This is a genomic window from Anaeromonas frigoriresistens, assembly GCF_016820655.1.
Taxonomy (GTDB): Bacteria; Bacillota; Clostridia; order Tissierellales; family SIT17; genus Anaeromonas; species Anaeromonas frigoriresistens.
On the sequence record NZ_WSFT01000028.1, the window covers coordinates 109,454 to 131,304 of the forward strand.

Annotated in this window: 20 protein-coding genes; all 20 read right to left on the reverse strand. The window is 29.9% G+C overall.

The genetic code is table 11. The features are described from left to right. The 20 genes from secA to GOQ27_RS06710 all read right to left on the reverse strand — a co-directional run bounded on the left by secA (position 1) and on the right by GOQ27_RS06710 (position 21,851). Positions 1-2,739, reverse strand: a complete 2,739-nt coding sequence (secA, locus tag GOQ27_RS06615; protein WP_203366046.1) for a preprotein translocase subunit SecA — start codon at positions 2,737-2,739, stop codon at positions 1-3. A 113-nt stretch (positions 2,740-2,852) separates the two neighbouring features. Next, entirely contained in the window at positions 2,853-3,434 is a 582-nt protein-coding gene (locus GOQ27_RS06620; protein WP_203366047.1) for a DUF5317 domain-containing protein, read from the reverse strand. 307 nt (positions 3,435-3,741) lie between these two features. Continuing rightward, entirely contained in the window at positions 3,742-4,278 is a 537-nt protein-coding gene (gene hpf / locus GOQ27_RS06625) for a ribosome hibernation-promoting factor, HPF/YfiA family (RefSeq protein ID WP_203366048.1), read from the reverse strand. A gap of 631 nt (positions 4,279-4,909) precedes the next feature. Continuing rightward, positions 4,910-5,428 (reverse strand): GNAT family N-acetyltransferase, encoded by a 519-nt coding sequence (locus GOQ27_RS06630; RefSeq protein WP_203366049.1) that lies wholly within the window; start codon positions 5,426-5,428, stop codon positions 4,910-4,912. Between the two features lie 6 nt (positions 5,429-5,434). Further along, positions 5,435-6,823, reverse strand: coding sequence for a YfcC family protein (locus GOQ27_RS06635; RefSeq protein ID WP_203366050.1), 1,389 nt, complete (start codon positions 6,821-6,823; stop codon positions 5,435-5,437). A gap of 11 nt (positions 6,824-6,834) precedes the next feature. Next, complete coding sequence (locus GOQ27_RS06640; protein ID WP_203366051.1) at positions 6,835-8,010, reverse strand: M20 family metallopeptidase; 1,176 nt, start codon at positions 8,008-8,010, stop codon at positions 6,835-6,837. 158 nt (positions 8,011-8,168) lie between these two features. Continuing rightward, positions 8,169-8,453, reverse strand: a complete 285-nt coding sequence (locus GOQ27_RS06645) for an ArsR/SmtB family transcription factor (RefSeq protein ID WP_203366052.1) — start codon at positions 8,451-8,453, stop codon at positions 8,169-8,171. Positions 8,454-8,489: 36 nt separating this feature from the next. Next, on the reverse strand, positions 8,490-9,866 hold the full coding sequence (locus GOQ27_RS06650) for a YfcC family protein (RefSeq protein ID WP_203366053.1): 1,377 nt from the start codon (positions 9,864-9,866) through the stop codon (positions 8,490-8,492). 226 nt (positions 9,867-10,092) lie between these two features. Continuing rightward, positions 10,093-10,560: a flagellar export chaperone FlgN gene (gene flgN, locus GOQ27_RS06655; RefSeq protein ID WP_203366054.1), complete on the reverse strand. Its 468-nt coding sequence runs from the start codon at positions 10,558-10,560 to the stop codon at positions 10,093-10,095. Between the two features lies 1 nt (position 10,561). Beyond that, positions 10,562-10,942 (reverse strand): flagellar export chaperone FliS, encoded by a 381-nt coding sequence (gene fliS, locus GOQ27_RS06660; protein WP_203366055.1) that lies wholly within the window; start codon positions 10,940-10,942, stop codon positions 10,562-10,564. Positions 10,943-10,985: 43 nt separating this feature from the next. Next, positions 10,986-11,357: a flagellar protein FlaG gene (locus GOQ27_RS06665; RefSeq protein ID WP_203366056.1), complete on the reverse strand. Its 372-nt coding sequence runs from the start codon at positions 11,355-11,357 to the stop codon at positions 10,986-10,988. 54 nt (positions 11,358-11,411) lie between these two features. Beyond that, the gene (gene fliD / locus GOQ27_RS06670) at positions 11,412-13,862 is read right to left on the reverse strand and encodes a flagellar filament capping protein FliD (protein ID WP_203366057.1); all 2,451 of its coding nucleotides are present in this window, start codon (positions 13,860-13,862) and stop codon (positions 11,412-11,414) included. Positions 13,863-13,934: 72 nt separating this feature from the next. Next, complete coding sequence (locus GOQ27_RS06675) at positions 13,935-15,800, reverse strand: motility associated factor glycosyltransferase family protein (protein ID WP_203366058.1); 1,866 nt, start codon at positions 15,798-15,800, stop codon at positions 13,935-13,937. Then, positions 15,793-17,172 (reverse strand): motility associated factor glycosyltransferase family protein, encoded by a 1,380-nt coding sequence (locus tag GOQ27_RS06680; protein ID WP_203366059.1) that lies wholly within the window; start codon positions 17,170-17,172, stop codon positions 15,793-15,795. The genes GOQ27_RS06675 and GOQ27_RS06680 overlap by 8 nt, the downstream gene beginning before the upstream one ends. A gap of 10 nt (positions 17,173-17,182) precedes the next feature. Beyond that, on the reverse strand, positions 17,183-17,551 hold the full coding sequence (locus GOQ27_RS06685) for a DUF8042 domain-containing protein (protein WP_203366060.1): 369 nt from the start codon (positions 17,549-17,551) through the stop codon (positions 17,183-17,185). 77 nt (positions 17,552-17,628) lie between these two features. Further along, positions 17,629-18,441, reverse strand: coding sequence for a flagellin N-terminal helical domain-containing protein (locus GOQ27_RS06690; protein ID WP_203366061.1), 813 nt, complete (start codon positions 18,439-18,441; stop codon positions 17,629-17,631). Between the two features lie 344 nt (positions 18,442-18,785). Continuing rightward, entirely contained in the window at positions 18,786-20,336 is a 1,551-nt protein-coding gene (locus GOQ27_RS06695; RefSeq protein ID WP_203366062.1) for a DUF3369 domain-containing protein, read from the reverse strand. Positions 20,337-20,481: 145 nt separating this feature from the next. Further along, positions 20,482-20,706, reverse strand: coding sequence for a carbon storage regulator CsrA (csrA, locus tag GOQ27_RS06700; protein WP_203366063.1), 225 nt, complete (start codon positions 20,704-20,706; stop codon positions 20,482-20,484). A 3-nt stretch (positions 20,707-20,709) separates the two neighbouring features. Then, positions 20,710-21,153: a flagellar assembly protein FliW gene (gene fliW / locus GOQ27_RS06705; RefSeq protein WP_203366064.1), complete on the reverse strand. Its 444-nt coding sequence runs from the start codon at positions 21,151-21,153 to the stop codon at positions 20,710-20,712. A 149-nt stretch (positions 21,154-21,302) separates the two neighbouring features. Beyond that, the gene (locus tag GOQ27_RS06710; RefSeq protein WP_203366065.1) at positions 21,303-21,851 is read right to left on the reverse strand and encodes a DUF6470 family protein; all 549 of its coding nucleotides are present in this window, start codon (positions 21,849-21,851) and stop codon (positions 21,303-21,305) included.

Here is a 21,851-nt window from a genome sequence, read left to right on the forward strand (position 1 = left end):
CTATCTGCCACAGCATTTTTTATATTTCTTACCACTACCACAAGGGCAAGGATCATTTCTTCCTATCTTATCTCCCTTTATCACGGTCTTTTGTACTGGTTTCTCTTGATTTCCATGACTAGATCCTGTGACTTTCGCTACTCTTTTTCTTTCAATATTTTCTGCCGGTTGTAAATTATATAAATGCTTCACTGTATCTAATTGAATATTCTTAATCATTTCATTAAACATATCAAATCCTTCTACCTGATATGCACGAACAGGATCCTCATTGCCCATAGCTCTTAAGTTAATACCCTGACGTAATTGATCCATTGCATCTATATGATCCATCCATTTACTATCTACTACTCTAAGAAGTACTACTCTCTCTAATTCTCTTAATTGTTCTTCTCCTACTTCTTCCTCTTTATCTTCATATTGTTCTTTAGCTATTTCTAATAACTGGTCCTTTAAACTTTCCTTAGTCAAGGACTCTTTATCCTCTATTTGAAGTCCACTTTCAGGTAAATATATATTTCCAAGATAATCTTCTATTCCTTGATAGTCCCAATCCTCAGGATATTTTGCATTGGCAGTGTATAATTCTACTACCCCATCAACCATATCATTGATCATAGTGAAGATATGGTCCTTCATGTCTTCTCCTTCAAGAACCTTTTTCCTCTCATCATATATTACTTCTCTTTGCTTATTCATTACATCATCATATTGTAATACATGTTTTCTTATAGAGAAGTTTCTGCTCTCTACTTTACGCTGAGCTGTCTCTATGGATCTATTTAATAGGTTATGTTCTAAAGGTTCATCATCAGGCATACCTAAAGTATCTACTACTCCTTTAATTCTCTCACTACCAAATAGTCTCATCAAATCGTCTTCTAAAGATATAAAGAACTGGGATGACCCTGGGTCTCCTTGACGACCAGCACGTCCTCTTAGCTGATTATCTATACGTCTAGATTCATGTCTTTCCGTACCTATTATATGAAGGCCTCCAGCCCCTAATACTTTCTTTTGTTCATCCTTTGTTTCTGACTCATGCTTTTGAAGGAGCGCTTTATATACTTCTTTAGCATCTATCACTTCTTCATCATTACTTTCAATAGGGCTATCTGCTAAAGCAATAATATGGTCTGAATATCCTTTCTTCTTCATATCTGATTTAGCCATAAACTCAGGGTTACCCCCTAGAACGATATCCGTACCACGACCAGCCATATTTGTAGCAATTGTAACTACTTCATATCTACCTGCCTGAGCTACTATCTCTGCTTCTCTTTCATGTTGCTTTGCATTTAATACCTCATGCTTTATTCCTTGTTTTCTTAGAAGTCTACTTAAAGTTTCAGAATTCTCTATACTAATAGTACCAACTAATATCGGCTGTCCTTTTAGATGTCTTTCTTTAATTTCTTCTATAATTGCATTGAATTTTGCTTCTTCATTTTTATATATTAAATCGGACTTATCATCTCTAATTACTGGTTTATTTGTAGGTATCTCCACTACATTCATATTATATATTTCTCTAAATTCATCTTCTTCTGTTTTAGCAGTACCAGTCATTCCTGATAGTTTGCTATACATTCTAAAGAAATTTTGGAATGTGATCGTTGCTAGAGTCTTTGATTCCCTTCTAACATCTAATCCTTCCTTTGCTTCTATGGCTTGATGAAGACCATTTGAATATCTTCTACCAAACATAAGTCTACCAGTGAAATCATCTACTATAATTACTTCACCGTCTTTTACCACATAGTCCTTATCTTTATACATTATATTTTGTGCTTTTAATGCTTGATTTATATGGTGACTTAATTCCATATTTTGAGGATCAGCTAGATTTTCTACCCCAAAGAAGTCTTCTGCCTTTTGTACTCCCTTTTCAGATATAGTAACAGATTTAGCCTTCTCATCTATGGTATAATCCATTTTCTCTTCTTTCATCTCTCTGTTGAAGGGATCCTTCTTAGTTTCACTTTGGTCAATTATTCTTCCCTTTAATGTTCTTGCAAAGGTATCTGCAGCTTTATATAATTCAGTGGGTTTATCTCCGCTTCCTGATATGATTAAAGGTGTTCTAGCCTCATCTATAAGGATAGAGTCAACCTCATCTATTACGGCAAAATTAAGATCCCTTTGAACCATTTCCTTTTTATATATAACCATATTATCCTTAAGATAATCAAAACCATATTCATTATTTGTTCCATAAGTAATATCACAACTATATGCTTCTCTTCTCTCTTCTATACTAAGACCATGAACTATTATACCTGTGCTTAATCCCAAGAAATTATATAGTTTACTCATAGTTTCCCCTTGGAAGGATGCAAGATAATCATTTACTGTAACTAAATGGGCTCCCTTTCCTTCTAAAGCATTTAGATATAAAGGCATTGATGCAACATATGTTTTACCTTCACCAGTTTTCATCTCAGCAATATTTCCTTCATGTAGGACAATTCCACCAAGAAGCTGAACTCTATAAGGTCTTAAACCTAAGACCCTTACCGAGGCTTCCCTTACTACTGCAAAGGCTTCTGGTAGTATATCATCTAATGTTTCTCCATTTTTCAATCTATTTTTAAATTCTTCAGTTTTTTGCTGTAAAGCCTTGTCTTCTAGTTTTTTCATTTCAGGTTCTAGGGCTTCTATTTTGTCTAATATCGGATTTAGTCTTTTTATCTCCCTATTACTGTAAGTACCAAATATTTTTTCAAATATTCCTTTCATTTATAAACCACCCTCCATAGTTTGCCTATCATATAATTTTATCATTAAACAACTTTCTATACAAGATTATGCATAGTTTACAAAAAGAAAAAGATAAACAGTAAATTTACTATTTATCTTCCAAATCCAAAATCTACTCGTCTATCGAGACCTTTACTAGTCATTGCGCTCTCTATAAATATAAATAATCCTAGTCCTATTATGAAGTCCCCTATACTAAACACTTGTGGAAAAGGGAAAGATTCATGAATAGAAATTACCTGACCTAAATGCCCATATTTAGTAGTCTCAGTTAGGCTTGTATATAGCTTAAGTTGTCCTGACTGAATTATTTCTACTACCTCATTCATTCCAGCTAATTTTAACCCTTCTAGAGATACTGGTATATTTCCATCATTCATTATAAATACAAAGAAATTCAACACACTTCCTACTAGAATTATTAATAAAGGTCTGTTTTTAATATTTATTATAATTCCAATAAATAATAATATATATGAGGCTATATAAATCTCAGTAAAATAATCCGAAATAAATTTTATATCTTGCCCTCCAAAAAGAATAATTAAATATTGAAGGAGTAATGCCACAATAAACATCCATAAATATCTAAAATCTAAATTACCTAATCGTCTTAATTTTCCACCTTTAAGCCACCCAACAATAATGGCAAAGATTAAAAACATCCATATCATTTAATCCTATACCTCCCCGCTTTTTCTATTATTATATCTAATTCTATATCTATATCAAATATCCTTCTTTTTTTAACTGTTATTATTATACAATTTTCTAAAATAATCTAATCAAAGTAATTAATTTATGCTAGAATCTTTATTATATTTTGTCATCCCGAGCATAGTTGAAGGATCTGACATGCTTTATGTCACCCTGAACATTGTGAAGGATCTGACTGTACCATCGTCATCCTGAGCGTAGTCGAAGGATCTTATCTCTCCATTAAAAAAGGCGGAGAGTTTCTCTCCACCTATTATTTATATTTTAAAACTCTGGCTCTATTAAGCCGTAGTTTCCATCCTTCCTTCTATATACTACATTAGTCTCATTTGTATTTGCATCTTTATATACAAAGAAGTTATGACCTAATAACTCCATCTGTAATATAGCTTCCTCTTCATCCATTGGCTTCATTGCAAATCTCTTTGTCTTTACAATGCTTGGTTCATTTGTATCTGCTGCAATATCTCTATAATCTGGAATATTCTCAAATCTTATAGTTCTACCATTATGCTTTCTTTTTTCTAGCTTTGTTTTATGTTTTCTAATTTGTCTTTCTAATATATCTATTACTTTGTCGATAGATGTGTACATATCATTCGTATCTTCCTCTGCACGAATTATAGTACCTGAAAATGGAACATTAACCTCAATTATCTGTCTATTCTTTTCAACAGTCATTGTCACATCCACTCTAGCATCCTTATGGAAGTACTTCTCTAATCTTTCTATCTTCCTGTCTACTGCATCTCTAAGTCCTTCTGTCACCTGCATATTTTTTCCACTAATAATAATGTCCATAAATTCAACTCCCTTCAATTTATGTGAAGTAATCGGCTAAGCCGATTAAAAATAAATATCAACTATAAATTAAGTTTTTCTTTAGGTTATTATCTTTATTAATACCCAATAAATATATGTCCTAACATATATTTATTATTAAATTTCTACATTAAGTCGTATTATGTCTAATACTACTAATATAAGCTAGATCCTCATTTTTAAACTATTAAAGTATCAATAGTCCTTTAAGTATATCCATTAGGTTAATATGATTCCCTAAAATTTTACACTTAACTATATATTTTATCTATATATATTATATTTTATGCAGTCTATTGAATAATTATTTAGACATTTATCCACATATTTTTTCTGTGTATATGTGGATAAAATTATGGCATTTCTGTGGATAGTGTGTATAACTCTGTGGATTAGTGTAAAATAGTACAAGTTATTGTGTGGAGAAAAGTGTGGAGAAGATGTTAATCTTGTTAATTCTTTATTAACAAGATTAATTTTCTAATTTTTTAATAAGTTATATTATAATTTATTTTAATATTCATTAAAAAATAACACTAATAATTAGTTATTTTCTATGTTATTTTTTTAAAAAAATAGGGCAGGATATATCCTGCCCTATCATCCATATTTAACATGGTTCATATTCAGTTTCTAAAATAGACATTACTATCATGGATCTATATCCATTTTGCCCTTTTCTTGACTCCCTTAGGACTCCTTCTATTCTAAACTTTTTAGATAAATATAAGTTCAAAGCTTTATAGTTATCATCATATACATCTAGCCATAACCTATGGCATTTTTCTTCTTCAAAGGCTAATCTCTTTATTAATTTAATACTTTCTCGACCGTAGCCCCTACCTTTTTCTTTTATTGCTATTCTTCTAAACTCTATAGATCCATGCGTATCACCTATACCAGATAATAAAACATAACCTATAATTGAATCTCTCTCCTTATCCCTTATAGTAACATGAAGTTCATTGGGATTGTTTATAGCTTCAATATGTCTTTCTTTAGGCCAGGAAAAGATAAAGTTGCTATTTTCTTTCTGACTTTCAATAGATATAATTTCATCTACATCTTTAACTTCAGTTTTTAAAAATATTATTTTATCTGATTCTATTAGTTTATTAATTGTTACCACTCCTTTTTAGAAAGGTCCATAATTAATTATAACAGATAGAGCCACAAATGCTGCACCTAATATAGTCCAAATAAGGAATAAAGGCCACATCCATTTTGCCCACTTTTCCCAAGAGATTCCACCTATAGCTATTGCAGCCATGAAGTACCCTGAAGTAGGAGATATTACATTTGAGAATCCATCTCCAAATTGGAAAGCTAATACAGCTGTTTGTCTAGTTATACCTACAACATCTGCCATTGGTGCCATTATAGGCATAGATACTGCTGCTTGACCACTTCCAGATGGAACAAATAGATTTGTTAAACTCTGTACTACAAACATTCCAATACCACTTATTGTAGGAGGAAGCCCTTGAACAACACTAGCCATACCATTGATTATTGTGTCTAATATTCTTCCATCTTCTAACACTACCATGATAGATGTAGCTAGACCAATAACCAAAGCACCATATACTAGTTCCTGAGCACCTTTTACAAATTCTTCAGCTATTCTATTTACTCCTAATCCTCCAGCAATACCAGCTAAAAGACCGATAATTAAGAAGGTTGCCGTAAGCTCAGTTATATAGAATCCTAATTGTACTACGCCAAAAGCTAATATTGCCATTCCTATTACTAATATAGCTACAACTATTTTATGTCTTGTAGTAAAATCAGGTAAATTAGCTAAATCTAAATTCTCATGCTTTATCTTATCTTTTTCATAAGTAGGACTTATGGTTGGATCCTTCTGTACTTTACCTGCATATCTATATACATATATAATTGTAACTCCTAATATAGTCACATACACTATTAGTCTAAACCATATTCCTGAGAATAATGGTAACCCAGCTATACCTTGAGCTATACCTATAGTAAAGGGGTTTAAAAATGCTCCTGCAAATCCTGCCCCAGCCCCTAATAATACCATGGCTGTACCAGTAAGGGTATCAAATCCTAAAGCTAAAGAAAGGGCAATGACAATTGGATAGAAGGGTAGCATCTCTTCTGCTGATCCCAACATAGCTCCTGCTAAAGAGAATATAAACATAATAACAGGGATAACTAATTTTTCTTTTCCTTTCATTAATACGACTGTTTTACCTATACCAGCATCTATAGCACCGGTAGCTTGAAGTATTCCAAATGAACCTCCAATCATAAGTACAAAGAAAATAATATATCCTGCTTTTTCCATTCCCTTAGGTATAGCTTTAAAAAGACCAAAAGGAGAAACAGGCTCATTCTCTACTTCATGAAAACTATTTGGAACAACAAATATTCTACCGGTATCAGCATCCTCTGCCCTATCGAATTCTCCAGCAGGCACTACATATGTTAAAACTGTAGCTAAAATTATAATAAAAAATAATAATGCATAAGTATGGGGTAACCTGATTCTTTTCATAAAAATTCCTCCTATTTACAAATTTTTTCTATCAAATCAAAATATATTTCTGCTGCTTGATATATTTCTTCTGTATCACAAAACTCATCATTGGCATGGGCTTGGTTAATGTTTCCAGGCCCTAATATAATAGCTTCAGTATCACCATTATTACTTAATAGAGCTGCATCACTCCAAGCTGGAAAAGCTACAGGTTCCTTCTTATCTCCAGTAAATTTCTCTGTAGATTCTAGAGCTTCTTTTACTAACCTATGGTCCCTATCAATACTGTGGGGGGTGTTTATCATTGAAGCAGTAAATTCTCTCAATGCTCTTATCTCATACTTCCCACCAATTTTATCCACTGCCCTTTTAGCTAACTCTTCTAATTCTCCATGTACTGATTCTAATGTTTCATTAGGTAACCATCTTCTATCAATTCTTACACTACATTTATCTGGAATAATATTTGGATCATCACCACCTCTTATAACTCCTACATTTACAGTACCATGACCTAATAAATCAAATGTCCTATTTTCTAATTTTTCTGAAAACTCTTCATAAACTAGTCTATTAAATTCAGAGGCAGCATAAATAGCATTTATTCCTTCCTTAGGTCTACTACCATGAGAAGATCTTCCTTTAAATGTTATCTCTATCCACTCCATACCTTTATGGGCTATAGATATATTTAGCTCTGTTGGCTCTCCTATTACTGCCATTTTTGGTATAATACCTTTCTTAATTAGTCTTTCTGTCCCTTTAGAACTTTCCTCTTCATCTATAACTCCTGCAAACATTACGGTTTTCTTTAAAGAAGCATTAGATCTCTTCATAGCTATAAGAGCTGAAATCATTGCTGCTATTCCGCCCTTCATATCAGCACTTCCTCTGCCATAAAGCTTCCCATCTTTGATGAAAGGTTCAAAGGCTTCATAGTCCATATTAAATCCTGGTATTGTATCTAAATGACCATTAAACATCAACTCTATCTCATCATCTTCCCCCTGGATTTTCCCATAAACATTTGGTCTATTTTCTTCGATGATATCCACATCATTTTCAATCTTTTCCTTTTTCAATAGCTCTTGAATATACTGAGCTACCTTTGATTCTTTAACTTCAATATCCTTATGACCTTCAATAGATACTAAATCCTTAGTAATTTGTATTACTTCTTCCTTAGTTATAAAATCTTTTAACATAACTTCCCCTCCTGTTTCGTTTACATGTTTATACTTGTCTACGCGATAGGTAAAAATATACCTACCTAGTTTTATTTTCACACATCCCTCCTTGTTTTGTTTATAAGTTTAAGTATATCAACATATATATTATATGTATGCAGCACATACACAAAATATTAGTAACTAATGAAGCCTAAAATTGATTGGGCTAAGGATGTAAGAACATAATTATTTACTGAATAGAAGGTTTCTTTACCTTCTTTCCTGGCCTCTACTATTCTTGCTCTTCTCATTATCTGAAGATGATGAGAAATGGTAGGTCTCGAAACTCTAGAGTTCTGAGCAATCTCATTTACATTCATTTCTTTATTTCCTAACAGTTTTAGTATATCTAGTCTAGTCTCATCTGCTAAAGCTTTTAATATATCAACATCTATTTCATTTTTATTAAATCCTAACATATTTTACCCCTACTATCTTTTTTATAAAAATATTTTTTAAAAAGGTCCATATCCTATTATACTAGAAATTACCAAAAGGATACAACCTTCTATGACCCAAATGATAAATAAAGGCATCATCCATTTAGTCCATTTCCTCCAGGATATACCTCCAATGGCTAAGGCAGCCATAAAATATCCAGAGGTAGGGGATAAGACGTTAGTAAATCCATCACCAAATTGAAAAGCTAATACTGCTGTTTGTCTTGAAACTCCAGAAAAATCAGCTAATGTTTTCATTATTGGCATAGTCACTGCTGCTTGTCCACTTCCCGATGTAACAAAAAGATTTATTAATGTTTGACTTATAAACATTCCAATTGATCCCATTATTGGTCCTACTCCACTTATTACTTTAGATAAGGCATATATCACAGTATCCATTATCTGACCATATTCCATCACTACCATCACTGATTTAGCAAGACCTATTATCAAGGCTCCATATACTTGATTAGAAGCCCCTTTTATAAATTCTGATACAATTCTTCCAGAATTAAATCCTCCTACTAATCCAGAAATTATACCCATCATCAAAAAAGTAGTAGATATCTCTGTTATATAAAAATTATATTTAATAACACCAACTAAAAGGAATATAAAGAATAACAGTATAACTATAGTTACTCTTACATGCTTTGAGTTTAATGATGATAAGTTATCAAAATTAAATTCTTCTTCAAATTCATAATTTTCATCGGAGTCTATTTTTTCTGATTTTACTTTGTTTGCATATCTATATACAAAAATTATAGAAGTAGATACAAATACTATATATGCGATGATTCTAAAATACATCCCTGAAAAAAGAGGTAATTGGGATATGTTTTGAGCAATTCCAGTGGTAAAAGGATTTAAAAAACCTGCAACAAATCCTGATCCAGTGCCTAAAAGGACCATTGCAACTCCTGTGAGTCTATCAAACCCTAATGCTAAGGATAAACTAATAAACATAGGATAAAATGGTAATGCCTCTTCTGCAGTACCGAAGACTGCTCCTGCCAAAGAGAATATAATCATAACTAATGGAATGATTTTCTTCTCTTTTCCACCATATCTTACTACTATATTTTCTATTATCCTATTAATAGTTCCTGTGGATTGGATAATACCAAAACTTCCACCAGCAATTAAAACAAATATTATTATATTTCCTGCCTGCATCATACCCTCTGGAATAGATTCAAATATTTTAAATACAGAAAGATAAGACTTAGGCATTTGCTCATAACTATCTGGTACAACATAGCTAATACCAGTTTCACTATCTATGTATCTATCAAAACTTCCTGAAGGGATTATATAAGACATTATACCTATCAGTATAATTATAAGGAATAACAATACATATGTATTTGGAATTCTTTTACTCATATTATATCCTCCAACTATTTATTATATGTTTATACTCATCAACCTATTATTTAATTATTCTACATATTTCGTCAAATTCCTTCTTATTTTTTAAAAAATCTGATAATTTAAAATTTAACAATAAAAAGACAGATTTCTCTGTCTTTAAAATTTGTCCCTGTGAGCGAAGTCGAAGAGTCTTAAAAACAAGACTCTTCCCTCGGTTCAGGATAATCCACTTTATTTGTCACTTCTTAGAGTCTATAAAATATCCCCCAGTAGATGCAGATTTATTATAATACTTATTAGTAGTAGTTTTACCCCTTTTAATTTCTCTTAACTTTGTTTTCACATTATCAAATTTACTCTTCATGTTTTCGCTATTTTTCTTATCTAATTCTGCTATCTCCATCATTTTATCATTACATTTTTTAGTCACTTCCTGAAGTCTTAGAAGATAAATTCTCTCCACATTTAGCTCTGTTAGATCTGTGATACCATACTTGTTTTTAACTTCATTAAATTTCTCTACAAACTCTGCATCTAACTTATCAATATTTTGTATAATCTTTTCTTTATTATTTACTAACCTATTTAGCTTTTCCATATCTGTGTCTTCAATAAGCTTTTTTTGAGCTAGAGTCAGTCGATAGAAGTCGTCTAATAGTATATTCTTATTATCTAATAGCTGTACTAACTTATTTATTTCTTCCATATTATTTTCCCTTCTTGGCTAGTTTCATAGCTTGTTGCCAAGTATCCCTCAACTCTGTAGCCATTCCATATATTTCATTAAGTATTTCTACATCCTTCTTTATATTAGCCTCCATCAATCGTCTATTCATATATTCATAGAGATTAAATAGTTCTTCACCTACACTATAATTTCTATCTACAGTATTCATAAATTCATTTATTATAGCTTGGGCTCTTAAATTACTATTATGAGCTTTTTCTATGTTTTTTTCTTCTGCAAATATAATGGATTCCTTTATAAATCTCATACATCCTTCATAAAGCTTAAGGGTAAGTTCCTCTGGAGATGCTGTCATTATTGAATTGTTCTGATATTGTGAATATGGATTTTTTAGTGCCATACTTATCTCCTCCTATATTTATCTCAAAATAACTGCTATATACCTACACTCTTTCATCGACTATAATCCCAGCTAACTCCCACATTTTGCCTATCATATCTAATATTTTTTCTGATGGTATTTCTCGTATAACTTCATCTTTTTCAGTATCTACTAATTTAACCATAATAGTATTTGTTTTTTCGTGTATTGAATACTGAAGTTTTCTATCATAAAGTTTTAAACTTTCATTTGATGCATTAATTGCATGAATTAATTCATCTTTACTGACTTTTCTTTCACCTTGAAACCCATTACCAGATGAAATTTTTACTGTTTTATTGCTCTCTTCATGTTTAATATGTGGATTTACCTCTTTACTAATACTTGCCCCAATATTCATCATTTGTGAACCTGCTATTCCCTCTATAGACATTATTTATGTCCCCCTTTAGTTTTGCTAATATATTTAATTACTTATATTAAAAGATTACATTCCACCACCTGTTTGTTGCATTAACCATGAAGATTGTGCACTCATTTGAGAAATAGCCTTCTCCATTCGTGCAAACATAGTATAATAATAATTTTCTTTAGATGCTAAATCATCAAGTAAATTATATATTCTATCTTCATAATCATTTATCTTTTCATTCATTATGTTCTTGAATTCAGTAACATCGCCTTCTATACCAGCTTTTTCTAATAATATACCCTTTCTTCCATTAGCATCTCTAGTAATTCTGATATTATCTTTTAGAATATCATTTAATCGCTCTGATAATCCTTCAGTTCTATACCTATCACTTCTATTTACAGAATCTTCATAGTCGACAGTAGAGTCTTTAGTAAATAATGCTATTACATCTCCGGGTTTATCAGTAAGAGCTTGTCTCAATTTCGTTTCATTTATAACCAATTTTCCTTTATCTAGATAGTTTGAACTGGTTTTTATACCAATATCATAAAGACTGATGTCTACTCCCTCTACCTTATCATATAATGATCTTCTCATTTCATCGGTTATCTTTTGCAATATAGAATCACTTCTTAATAGACCACTTTTAGCTTTTTCATCCCAAAGCTCAATATCTTTCTCACTCATTTCTTTCTTTTGTTCGTCTGTTAGTGGTTTATAATCTCTATGTTTCTTTTCACCTAACTCCCCGTTTATCTTACTAATAACTTCGTTATATTTTTCTACAAATTCCTTTATTTTATCTAAAGTATCATCTGGATTTGAATTTATAGAAATATTAATTTCCCCTACTTCTTCAGCTTTTAATGTATACGCTACTCCATCTATAGTAAATTCATTAGAACTTCTACTGGTAGTTACTCCATTAAAGGTAAAATTAGCATCTTGAGCACTTTGGTCTTGTACTAATCCTAAAGCTCCAGTTAAAAAATTTCCAGAATCATCACTAATAGTTATATCATTCATTAAGCCGGTTTGCTTTGATTCTAGTTGAAACTCATCAGTTACACTATTAAAAGTTAGATTAACCCCGGCATTACTAGAGTTCACAGTATCTATAACATCTTTTACAGTGTTAGTATCATTAAATGTAAAGCTCTCATTATTTATAGTAAATGATATCTCATTTCCAACAAACGTAATGCCTTCAGCGAATTTTGCATCTTTAAGTTGGTCATTTAAATTTATAGTATTTTTTTGACCATCTATAAATCCCAAATCATCTACTATACCTTCAGTACTATTAGAAATTTTTATTTCTTCTCCATTAGTTCCTATAAATGTTAATTTACCGTCTAGCACACTTGCATTTATTGTTCCATGGGTTAATTGAGAATTTATTTCCGTTACTAAACTAGAAACATCAGTAAAATCACTAACTAAATCTATATGATAATCCGTACCATCTATATTGATATTGAATTCTTTTCCTATTTCAGATATATCTATATTAGGTATACCTTCTAGTTTTGTAATCTTAGCTCCATTAGAAATCCCCAATTTGCTTATAACATCATCCGTTGCTCCGCTTTTGAATGTTACTTTATCAGAAGTGTCATAGGATATTAACTTTACTTTATCTCCGTCATTACTAACTTTAATATTGCCTGCTCCCAATGCAGTATCAATATTACTTTGAAGTTGAGAAGTAAATTGTGTAATATCAGTAGCATTAATATTAATTGCCACTTCAGTCTCTGTTCCATTAATATCCACCTTAATGTTTCCTGCAAAGGTCACTGGATTTGTAAAGTCAATTTCAGCTCCTAGAATAGAGTTGGATTGATTATTCTTAAACCCTAAACTTGATACGTATGTATGAGGAGCATTTTTTATTTGTAAATTATGTCCTACAGAGTCAATTTGAATGTTTCCTCCATTATCTGATAATGCAATGTTTCCAGCTCCAAAAGCTGAGTCTAGTTTAGTCTGTAAGTCTGATATTAAATCATTAGTAGTTAAAGCTGCGTAGTCTTTATCAAGAGTTATAGTTTTCTCTACACCATCTAGATTAATGTTAAAGCTTTTTCCTTGTTTTAAATTAGCCATATTTAAGCTTGTTCCTACCATATTAGATAAGCTTTTAGTATTATCAGTACTCCAGATAGCCTTTTTTGCTAATGAAATATTGCTAATGGTATAGTTTCCAGGATTTGCACTTCCTGAAGGGTTTATACTTATAGCATCTGTATCTATTCCATTCATTTTTATACTAGATTCAAAAGCAGAAAAAGCAGATGTTGATCTGAAATTTGTTGAAGGCTTAACAACATTAAAGTATTCATCTTGAAATCCTCTAAGTAAATTTCCTATTTCTCTGTAAGCTTCCATTTTCCATTCTGTATAAGTCTTTTGTTGCTCTACCTTATCTACCCTAGTTCTCTCAACCTTCATTAATTTTTCTATCATAGCTTCCGTATCCATTCCTGATGCCATCCCTGTTATCCTTAACATATCACTCATGAAATCACCGCCTCTAATATAAAGTTTCTTTTTCTATATATAATATCGACTAAAAATATAATTTCTTTAATTTTATATAGAATTATTCTCTTTCTGTCCTATTAATTCGTTTATAGTTTCTTTTAAAATAGGCAAAGTAAACTCTGCTGCTTCTGATAATGACTTATAAAAAATTAATGACCTTTTCATAATAGAAATATCATCTTTGTTGCTATCTTCAATAGTATTTTCCAGAAAAACCCTGTACACTATAGGTTTTATCACATGATTTATCATATCAAATTCTTCTCTTTTTTCTTTTATATATCTGTCTATATCATTTAATCTATGTAATTTAGGTTCTATATTAGTATTTTCTATCTTATCAGTTTCATATAAATTTATTATTTTATTACATATTTTTATCCCAGCTTGAGATTTATCATTAATTGTCTCCAAGTTTTCAAACATATCCTGTAATTTTTTGATTAATAAATTTAGTTCATGATTATTAAACTTTACATCATCTTTTAAAGCCTCATCAATTGTTTTAGAAACATCTATATCTTCCCTACAATACTTATCAATAGTATCTTTAAAACTAATTATTTCAGTGCCTTTTATTTTTGCTCCACCTTCTGTGGCATCTATATACTTACGATTACTTTTATCATTTTCTATTTCATTTTCAAACCACTTAAGAAAGCTAAACAAATCATGGCCTGTTAGTATTTTATCTCCACTTATACTCTCTACTTCTAAATACTTATTTTTTATTGAATTAGAATCTTTTACATATCTAGTTCCTTCTGCATGAGTTTTATTGTTTGTATAGGCTAAGTCCTGTCCAATAAATATAATAGGGTCAGATCCAATTTTTTTAGCAATATTAAAAGCAACACAAGCTACTGAACCCCCTGAATTTATAGAGCCTACTTCTTTATTAAACTCTTTAAATAATTCTTTAATATATCCACTTATGTTATCTGCTAATATTTTCCTACCATTATGTCTTTTTAATATCTTAGGATGAGCAGTAGCCATATAAATTAAAGGGATATCATCAAATTCTAAATTATCAAAAAGCCCTAAAGTTAATTCTCCACCATCAGCTGTAACAACAAAATCTGGTCTAATATCTTTACTTAACAATACTTTAAGAGCAGTATCTACACAAATAATTATAGCTTTTTCTTTTATATCTTTTAATAAGTCTACATTTTTATTCAGTGAAGGTCCCGCTGAAACTATCACTATAGGTCTACCTAAAAACGATTTCTCTAATTGATTTATATAGTAACTTTGTGTAGCAAAATTCATATTTTTAAGTAAATTCTTTTGCCAGTCCCTATCAAATCTAAGCACTGTATTTCTATCTATTTTACTTATATATATATGTTCCTCAACTATCTTGCGTATATCTTTCTCTGTATTACCAAAAAACTTCTTATAGTTAGAGAAGGCATAATATTCAATTAAATGCCAATTATCCCAAAATATGTTATTAAAAAGGAAGCTCTTTAAGATATCATTATCTTCTCCTATCATAATTTCAATATTTTTATTTTGTATAATATCAGTAATATCTATATTTTTAATTATTTGATTAAATATTGATAGACTGGGCTCAATTAATAATAATTTTGTAGAATCATCCATTTTATTTATCAGCTCTTTGATATGATATATCATACCAATTCCATATACTATATAAATTCTATCTTTTCTAACCTCCAAGTCCGATATCCATCTCTCGGCTTCTCTTTGTGGGTTAAACCTACTATGTAAATGAAGTCTACTATCTTCTTTATAAATAACAAATGATTTTTGGTCGTTTCTTGCTTCAATAACTTCTACAGTAATATCATTTTCTTTTTTATTTATATCTTCTAAAATATTATAATATCTTTTATTTATCTCTTCTATGTTTTTGATATATACATCATGATCTCTATTCATAATAATCTCCCCATAGCAAATTTATTTTCTCATTATTATCTTCTGTACAAAACTTTTCTATAGACTTATTTAGGGTCAATATTTTTGTTCCATCAATAAGAGCTCCTCCCTCTGTAGAGTCTATGAAAGAAATATTATTTTCTTCTTTTATTCTGTTTTCAAACCATCTTAAATATATATATAGATTCTTAGATGTGTATATTTCATTACCATTGATATCTAATACTTTTCTTAATCTATTCTGATTAGTTATTTTCTTGTGATTTGCTTGTTCAGAATGAGTTTTTTCTTCACTAAAGGCTAAATCTTGTCCAACAAACACAATTGGATTACATCCCATTCTAATAAGTATATCTAATCCAGTAGTAGCTACAGAACCGCCTGTTTCAACAGTTTTATATCCTTTTTCTTCAGAAAATTTTTCTGCAAGGTTAAATCCATTTTGAAATGCTACATATTTTTTCCCTTTATAATTCAAAGCTACTTGCATGTTACAAGTAGATAGAATTATTAAAGGTATATCTATATCTAAACCTCTTATCTGCTCAAACACTATATCTTGAGGATCAGTGACTATTATTGCATTAGGTGTTATATTGTTATTTAATAGTGCTTTTAATGCTCTTCCTACGCATAAGATTAATCCTTTAACTCCTATATTCTTAAGTTTATCAATATTTTTATCTAGTGATGGTCCTGCTGATACTAAAAATGCAGGAATATTATTAAATTTATTAAAAAATACATCTACCGATTCATCTATATTATTAACATTTGATTTAAAATTTTCAACTAATAAATCTTCAATATTAATATTTTTCTTTTTCATTCTATACTCTTCAAGAAGATATTTTATTTCTTTATACTTCTGAGGCATTACTTTCATAGATTGGGTATGAAATACTATTTCAAAATCTTCTTCATCATTAAGTATTTTTTTCAATTCATCTATATAATCATTTATATCATTACTTATAATCAACTCTATTCTTTCGTCACACAGTATAGATGATAAACTTTTATTCATTAATGCTTTATAAAAGACTTTCTTATTAAATTCAAAAACATATAATTTTTGATTATCTATCTTATCTAAGAATTTTTCTATATGATAACCTAGACCGAATCCTATCAGAATATAATTCTTCTTATTTCCTTTATAATTACTTTCCACAAACCGTTCTGATTCTTTTAACGGATTATATTTACTATGAATATAAAGTTCTAATTCAAAATCATTTATCTTCAATGTATTAAATTCTGTTTTTGTCTGTAAAAGTCTATAGTTTTTATCATAGCATTTATCTGTATTCATTAATTTAAATATTTTAGGATACTTCTTTTCCAAAATAGCTATATTCTCTAATAACATATCATTCTCCTTAGTTTACAGTAAAACTAACATTTGATATTCCTTTTTTCCAATAAGTAAATAGATCTAACATTTCATATTCTAATAAATCATTTACATATACATAATCTTCATTTTTTAATGCATTTTCAAATTCTAATAAAAGGTCTTTTATCTTCTTTTCATCAACTTCTATATCATATGTCTCTAAAGTTGGCTTTGTAAGTATTACAACTTTTATACACCAATTTATTCCTTCAATAGCTTCTATTAATAATTTTAATGCTTCTCCTTCTTTATCTTCAGAAAAACATTTTATTATTTCTTCTATCCCTGGTATAAGTCTATCTAGATACTTATCAAGGGAATATAATGATTCATTTACAATATTATCATCCATTGATTTTTCCTCCTTGATTAAAATAAGGCTGACCTATAGGCCAGCCTTATTTCAATAATATTATATCAATTATTTAATTATCTTAATAATTGAAGTACTCCTTGTGGTTGTTGATTAGCTTGAGCAAGCATTGCTTGAGCAGCTTGGTTAAGAATATTATTCTTAGTGAAATTCATCATCTCTTTAGCCATATCAACGTCTCTGATTCTTGACTCAGAAGCTTGTAAGTTCTCAGATGCATTATCAAGGTTCTTAATCGTATGCTCAAGTCTATTTTGAAGAGCACCTAATCCAGAACGTTCTTCAGATAATGTTTCAATAGCTGTATCTATTGTAGTTATTGCAGTATTTGCATCAGTTTGAGTAGATACAGTTGTAGCATCCACTGATAATCCAGTAGCAGTCATATCAGCTATAGATATAGAAACACTCTCATCAGCATTAGCTCCTATATGAATTACAGCTCCAGATAAACTACCTGTTAATAAGTTTTGCTTATTAAATTGTGTTTTTTCACCTATTCTAGTTAATTCTTCTTTTAATGCATTTACTTCTTCAGCTAAAGCAGTTCTATCAGCAGTTACATTAGTATCATTTGAAGATTGTACTGCAAGTTCTCTCATTCTTTGAAGTATTGCATGAGACTCATTTAATGCACCTTCAGCAGTTTGGATAAGAGATATACCATCTTGAGCATTTCTAGATGCTTGGTTAAGTCCTCTGATTTGTCCTCTCATTTTTTCTGAGATAGATAATCCTGCTGCGTCATCTCCAGCTCTGTTAATTCTTAATCCTGAAGATAATTTTTCTAAAGATTTTGATGTTGAATTTTGATTGATTCCTAATTGTCTGTGACTGTTCATAGCCATTAAGTTATTATTAATTCTCATTTTATATTCCTCCTTGAATTTTACCCATTCGGCATCCTTGCCTGGGGCTTTTTATTTGATAAATCAATATAATACATTCGGCCGTTATGTAGAATAATGATTTATTTTGTCTTTCATATATATTATCGGCAGTATTTTGTAGGACTTTAGTGTTTTTATAAAAAAGTTTTAAAAAGTTTCTATATTTTTTTATAGAAGATAAAAGATAAAACTCTTCGACAGGCTCAGAGTGACAAATTTAGATTCTCTAATACATTTAGAATGGCACATTGACTTTAAAAGATAAGATCCTTCGACTACGCTCAGGATGACAGTAAAAAAAAGAAACTGTTTCCAGTTCCCTTTTAATCTCCATAGATTTCATATATCTCTAACATTTCATCTATATTCTCTAGTAATATATCTACTAATATAGGATCAAAATGTTTGCCTTTTTCTTTTTTCATTAAGTCTATTACATTTTCTACTTTCCACGGGTTTTTATAAACTCTCCTACTTAGTAGGGCATCAAATACGTCCGCTATTCCTGTTATTCTACCATATATATGTATTTTTTCTCCCCTTAATCCTTGGGGATACCCTGTCCCATCATATTTTTCATGATGCTGATGGGCTATTATTGCTGCTGCTTTTAATACTTCCCTCTTGGAATTTTTGAGCATTTCATATCCTAATTTTGCATGTTTTTTCATATACTCAAATTCACTTATAGTTAATTTTCCTGGTTTTAATAATATATCATCTGGAATAGCTATCTTACCTACATCATGTATGGGTGAAGCCATTTTAACAATTTTTACTTCTTCTCTAGATAATCCAAATTTTTGTGCTAATATTTCCGAGTACATGGCTACTCTTTTAACATGATTACCTATTTCACTCTCAGATCTAGCTTCCGCTACTTCACCTAAAGTATATATAATCTCCCTTTGTGTATCCTCAATTTCGTTATATAAATTTAGATTTTCAAATGCCATTACTACATTATTATAAAATAATCTTACTAATTCCCTATCAAAAATAGATATATCTACTTCTGTATCTATATATATAATATGTTTTTTTTCATTTTGATTATCTAGATATAGAACAAATACATTTTCTTTAAATAAACTATACTGTTGTTCAGCTACTATATTGATATATTTTAATATCTTTGAATCAGATAATGACTGTATATCTTTATCTAAAAAATGTTTATAATCATGTGTAGATTCTACTATTTTAAAATCATTTTGATATTTCTTCTTTCCTACAATAAACCCTCTTGAGCAGTTTTCTTTATTATTATCAGCCATATCTAATACCGATATAATATCAAATAATAGTGTAGAAACAAATTCTTCTTCACTTCCTAAAGAATATAATTTATTAGATATCTCCATTATTTTCTTTAAAAGTTTCCTATTTTCTTCTATAATTGTGATATCCTTATACCCTCTTAATGCTGTAACTATACCAGTGAATAAGTTTAATGATGTTAACTCCTCTTTTCCTTTATAATCATTAATATCGTAATTCAATATTATATCTTTTTTTCTTAATTCTTCTGATTTACTTGATTGTAATATTATTCTAGTGTACTTATTGTTTAGATACTTTCTTATGTACTTTACTAATTCTAAGCCTAAGATGTCATTTCCTATCATTATGTCTATTATTACTACTGCTATATCACTATTATTAGTGATCTCTTTTACCCCTGTATCAAATGAGTATGCATTAATAAACTCAACCTTTTTTCCATGAAATCTGAAGTCAGTAAACACTATCGATGATATTTTATGAAGTTTTTCTTCATCACTTACTATTAAAATCTTCCATACCTCATCTTTATTCAGAATTTCTATAGGATTAAAAGGTTTGTCCATCTTGAATAATTTTTCAATAGACATATTTAATCCCCCTGTTTTTCATTTGCTTCATAACATTTTCTACATATTTATTCAATAATATACATAATTGTAAATCTTTGATTAGCTTATCACGATTTCAACTTCTTTACAATTATTCATTTTATTAAGTGTAGTAATGGTATAGTTAATAAAACAATCCCTTTAAGGAGTTAATATCTATCTGTTTATTATTAGCTGCTTCTTTGTTTTCATTTTGAATCTCTTTATATACTTCTTTTCTATGTATATCTATATTTTTAGGAGCTTTTATTCCTAATTTCACTTTCCCATCTTCTATATCAGTTACTACTATCTCAATATTATCTCCTATGATGATACTTTCTTCTTTTTTTCTCGATAATATAAGCATATTCTATTCCTCCTGACCTTTGTCTTGGAATATTGGATATTTAGTATTATATCTTTTATCATCTAATATTATTTGTTTAGCTAGTTTTTCCTTTGCATTGATGATGACTGGTCCTGATAGGTTGGCTGTCATTTTCTTTATGTCCTCCGGTACTACTACTATTGTGTATATAGCTATATCATGTGGAGAATTTATATTAAGCTTTTCTACTACTGATTCTGGAATATTAAAATCATAGTCTTTTTTAAATATAAAAGGATTTATTATTACAAAGGCTAATTCTGGAGTGTCTATTGCTTGTAACCATTGAAAGGGATTTTCCTCATCTTCATTTTCAATTATTACAAACCTTTTTTGTTCTTGAAACCCTGGTATTCCCTCAGAAAATTGTATTATTGACTCTTCTAATACTTCTATATTTCCAAAATTCTTAGTATTTATTATCATTTATTGCACCTGCTTTCTATGAGTATTGTTTGTTTTTATAACTTGATATGTTATAAGACTGCAAAAGAAAAGATCCTTCACTTAGTTCAGGATGACACCATATAGTTAATACTCTTATCTAGAAAACTCCTAAAATATAATTATAAAATCTATATTTTTTCATCCACATAATTAATATTTATCTTTGCCCATTTTTCCATGTATATTTCTACTTTACCTGGAGTATAATCCACATTTGGTTTAGACACTTTATAGTCAATCTCAGCTTTTCCTAATTCCCAGTCAATTGAAATGCCACCTTTAAAATCTATTTTAGGCCTAGATTTAGGTATCATAGTAAATCCAAATTCCTTTTCCTCAATACTATTCTTCTTACTCAACTCTGAAACAGCTTCGGGCATAGACTTTTCTATCATCGCCATTCTATCTCCATCTGAACAGATCCTCTGTATTGCCTCTGCTGTTCTTTTTTTTGCAAATTCTAATATATCCTTTGATAAGTCTGTATTATTTTTAAGACCAGCTTCAGCGAAGCACTGATACTGGTCTATTATTACTTTGGCATGTTCTTGTTTTATTTTAACCTTAGGTGGAATCTGTTTTATAGATAGTTCTCCTTTAGGTTGTGATATATCTAATTTAGCATTATGAGTATTTATCCCGATTTGTGCAGTTTGTGTACTTATCTTTATACTCAT

What these genes read in the sequence shown, in the direction of transcription:
- fliW (WP_203366064.1), bottom strand. Translation starts at nt 21,153, where the DNA reads ATGATAATAAATACTAAGAATTTTGGAAATATAGAAGTATTAGAAGAG.
- fliS (WP_203366055.1), bottom strand. Translation starts at nt 10,942, where the DNA reads ATGGCACTAAAAAATCCATATTCACAATATCAGAACAATTCAATAATG.
- GOQ27_RS06650 (WP_203366053.1), bottom strand. Translation starts at nt 9,866, where the DNA reads ATGAGTAAAAGAATTCCAAATACATATGTATTGTTATTCCTTATAATT.
- csrA (WP_203366063.1), bottom strand. Translation starts at nt 20,706, where the DNA reads ATGCTTATATTATCGAGAAAAAAAGAAGAAAGTATCATCATAGGAGAT.
- fliD (WP_203366057.1), bottom strand. Translation starts at nt 13,862, where the DNA reads ATGAGTGATATGTTAAGGATAACAGGGATGGCATCAGGAATGGATACG.
- GOQ27_RS06620 (WP_203366047.1), bottom strand. Translation starts at nt 3,434, where the DNA reads ATGATATGGATGTTTTTAATCTTTGCCATTATTGTTGGGTGGCTTAAA.
- GOQ27_RS06695 (WP_203366062.1), bottom strand. Translation starts at nt 20,336, where the DNA reads ATGTCTATTGAAAAATTATTCAAGATGGACAAACCTTTTAATCCTATA.
- GOQ27_RS06635 (WP_203366050.1), bottom strand. Translation starts at nt 6,823, where the DNA reads ATGAAAAGAATCAGGTTACCCCATACTTATGCATTATTATTTTTTATT.
- GOQ27_RS06665 (WP_203366056.1), bottom strand. Translation starts at nt 11,357, where the DNA reads ATGTCTATAGAGGGAATAGCAGGTTCACAAATGATGAATATTGGGGCA.
- GOQ27_RS06645 (WP_203366052.1), bottom strand. Translation starts at nt 8,453, where the DNA reads ATGTTAGGATTTAATAAAAATGAAATAGATGTTGATATATTAAAAGCT.
- GOQ27_RS06680 (WP_203366059.1), bottom strand. Translation starts at nt 17,172, where the DNA reads ATGTTATTAGAGAATATAGCTATTTTGGAAAAGAAGTATCCTAAAATA.
- secA (WP_203366046.1), bottom strand. Translation starts at nt 2,739, where the DNA reads ATGAAAGGAATATTTGAAAAAATATTTGGTACTTACAGTAATAGGGAG.
- GOQ27_RS06710 (WP_203366065.1), bottom strand. Translation starts at nt 21,851, where the DNA reads ATGAGTATAAAGATAAGTACACAAACTGCACAAATCGGGATAAATACT.
- GOQ27_RS06675 (WP_203366058.1), bottom strand. Translation starts at nt 15,800, where the DNA reads ATGAATAGAGATCATGATGTATATATCAAAAACATAGAAGAGATAAAT.
- flgN (WP_203366054.1), bottom strand. Translation starts at nt 10,560, where the DNA reads ATGGAAGAAATAAATAAGTTAGTACAGCTATTAGATAATAAGAATATA.
- GOQ27_RS06640 (WP_203366051.1), bottom strand. Translation starts at nt 8,010, where the DNA reads ATGTTAAAAGATTTTATAACTAAGGAAGAAGTAATACAAATTACTAAG.
- GOQ27_RS06690 (WP_203366061.1), bottom strand. Translation starts at nt 18,441, where the DNA reads ATGAGAATTAATAATAACTTAATGGCTATGAACAGTCACAGACAATTA.
- GOQ27_RS06685 (WP_203366060.1), bottom strand. Translation starts at nt 17,551, where the DNA reads ATGGATGATAATATTGTAAATGAATCATTATATTCCCTTGATAAGTAT.
- hpf (WP_203366048.1), bottom strand. Translation starts at nt 4,278, where the DNA reads ATGGACATTATTATTAGTGGAAAAAATATGCAGGTGACAGAAGGACTT.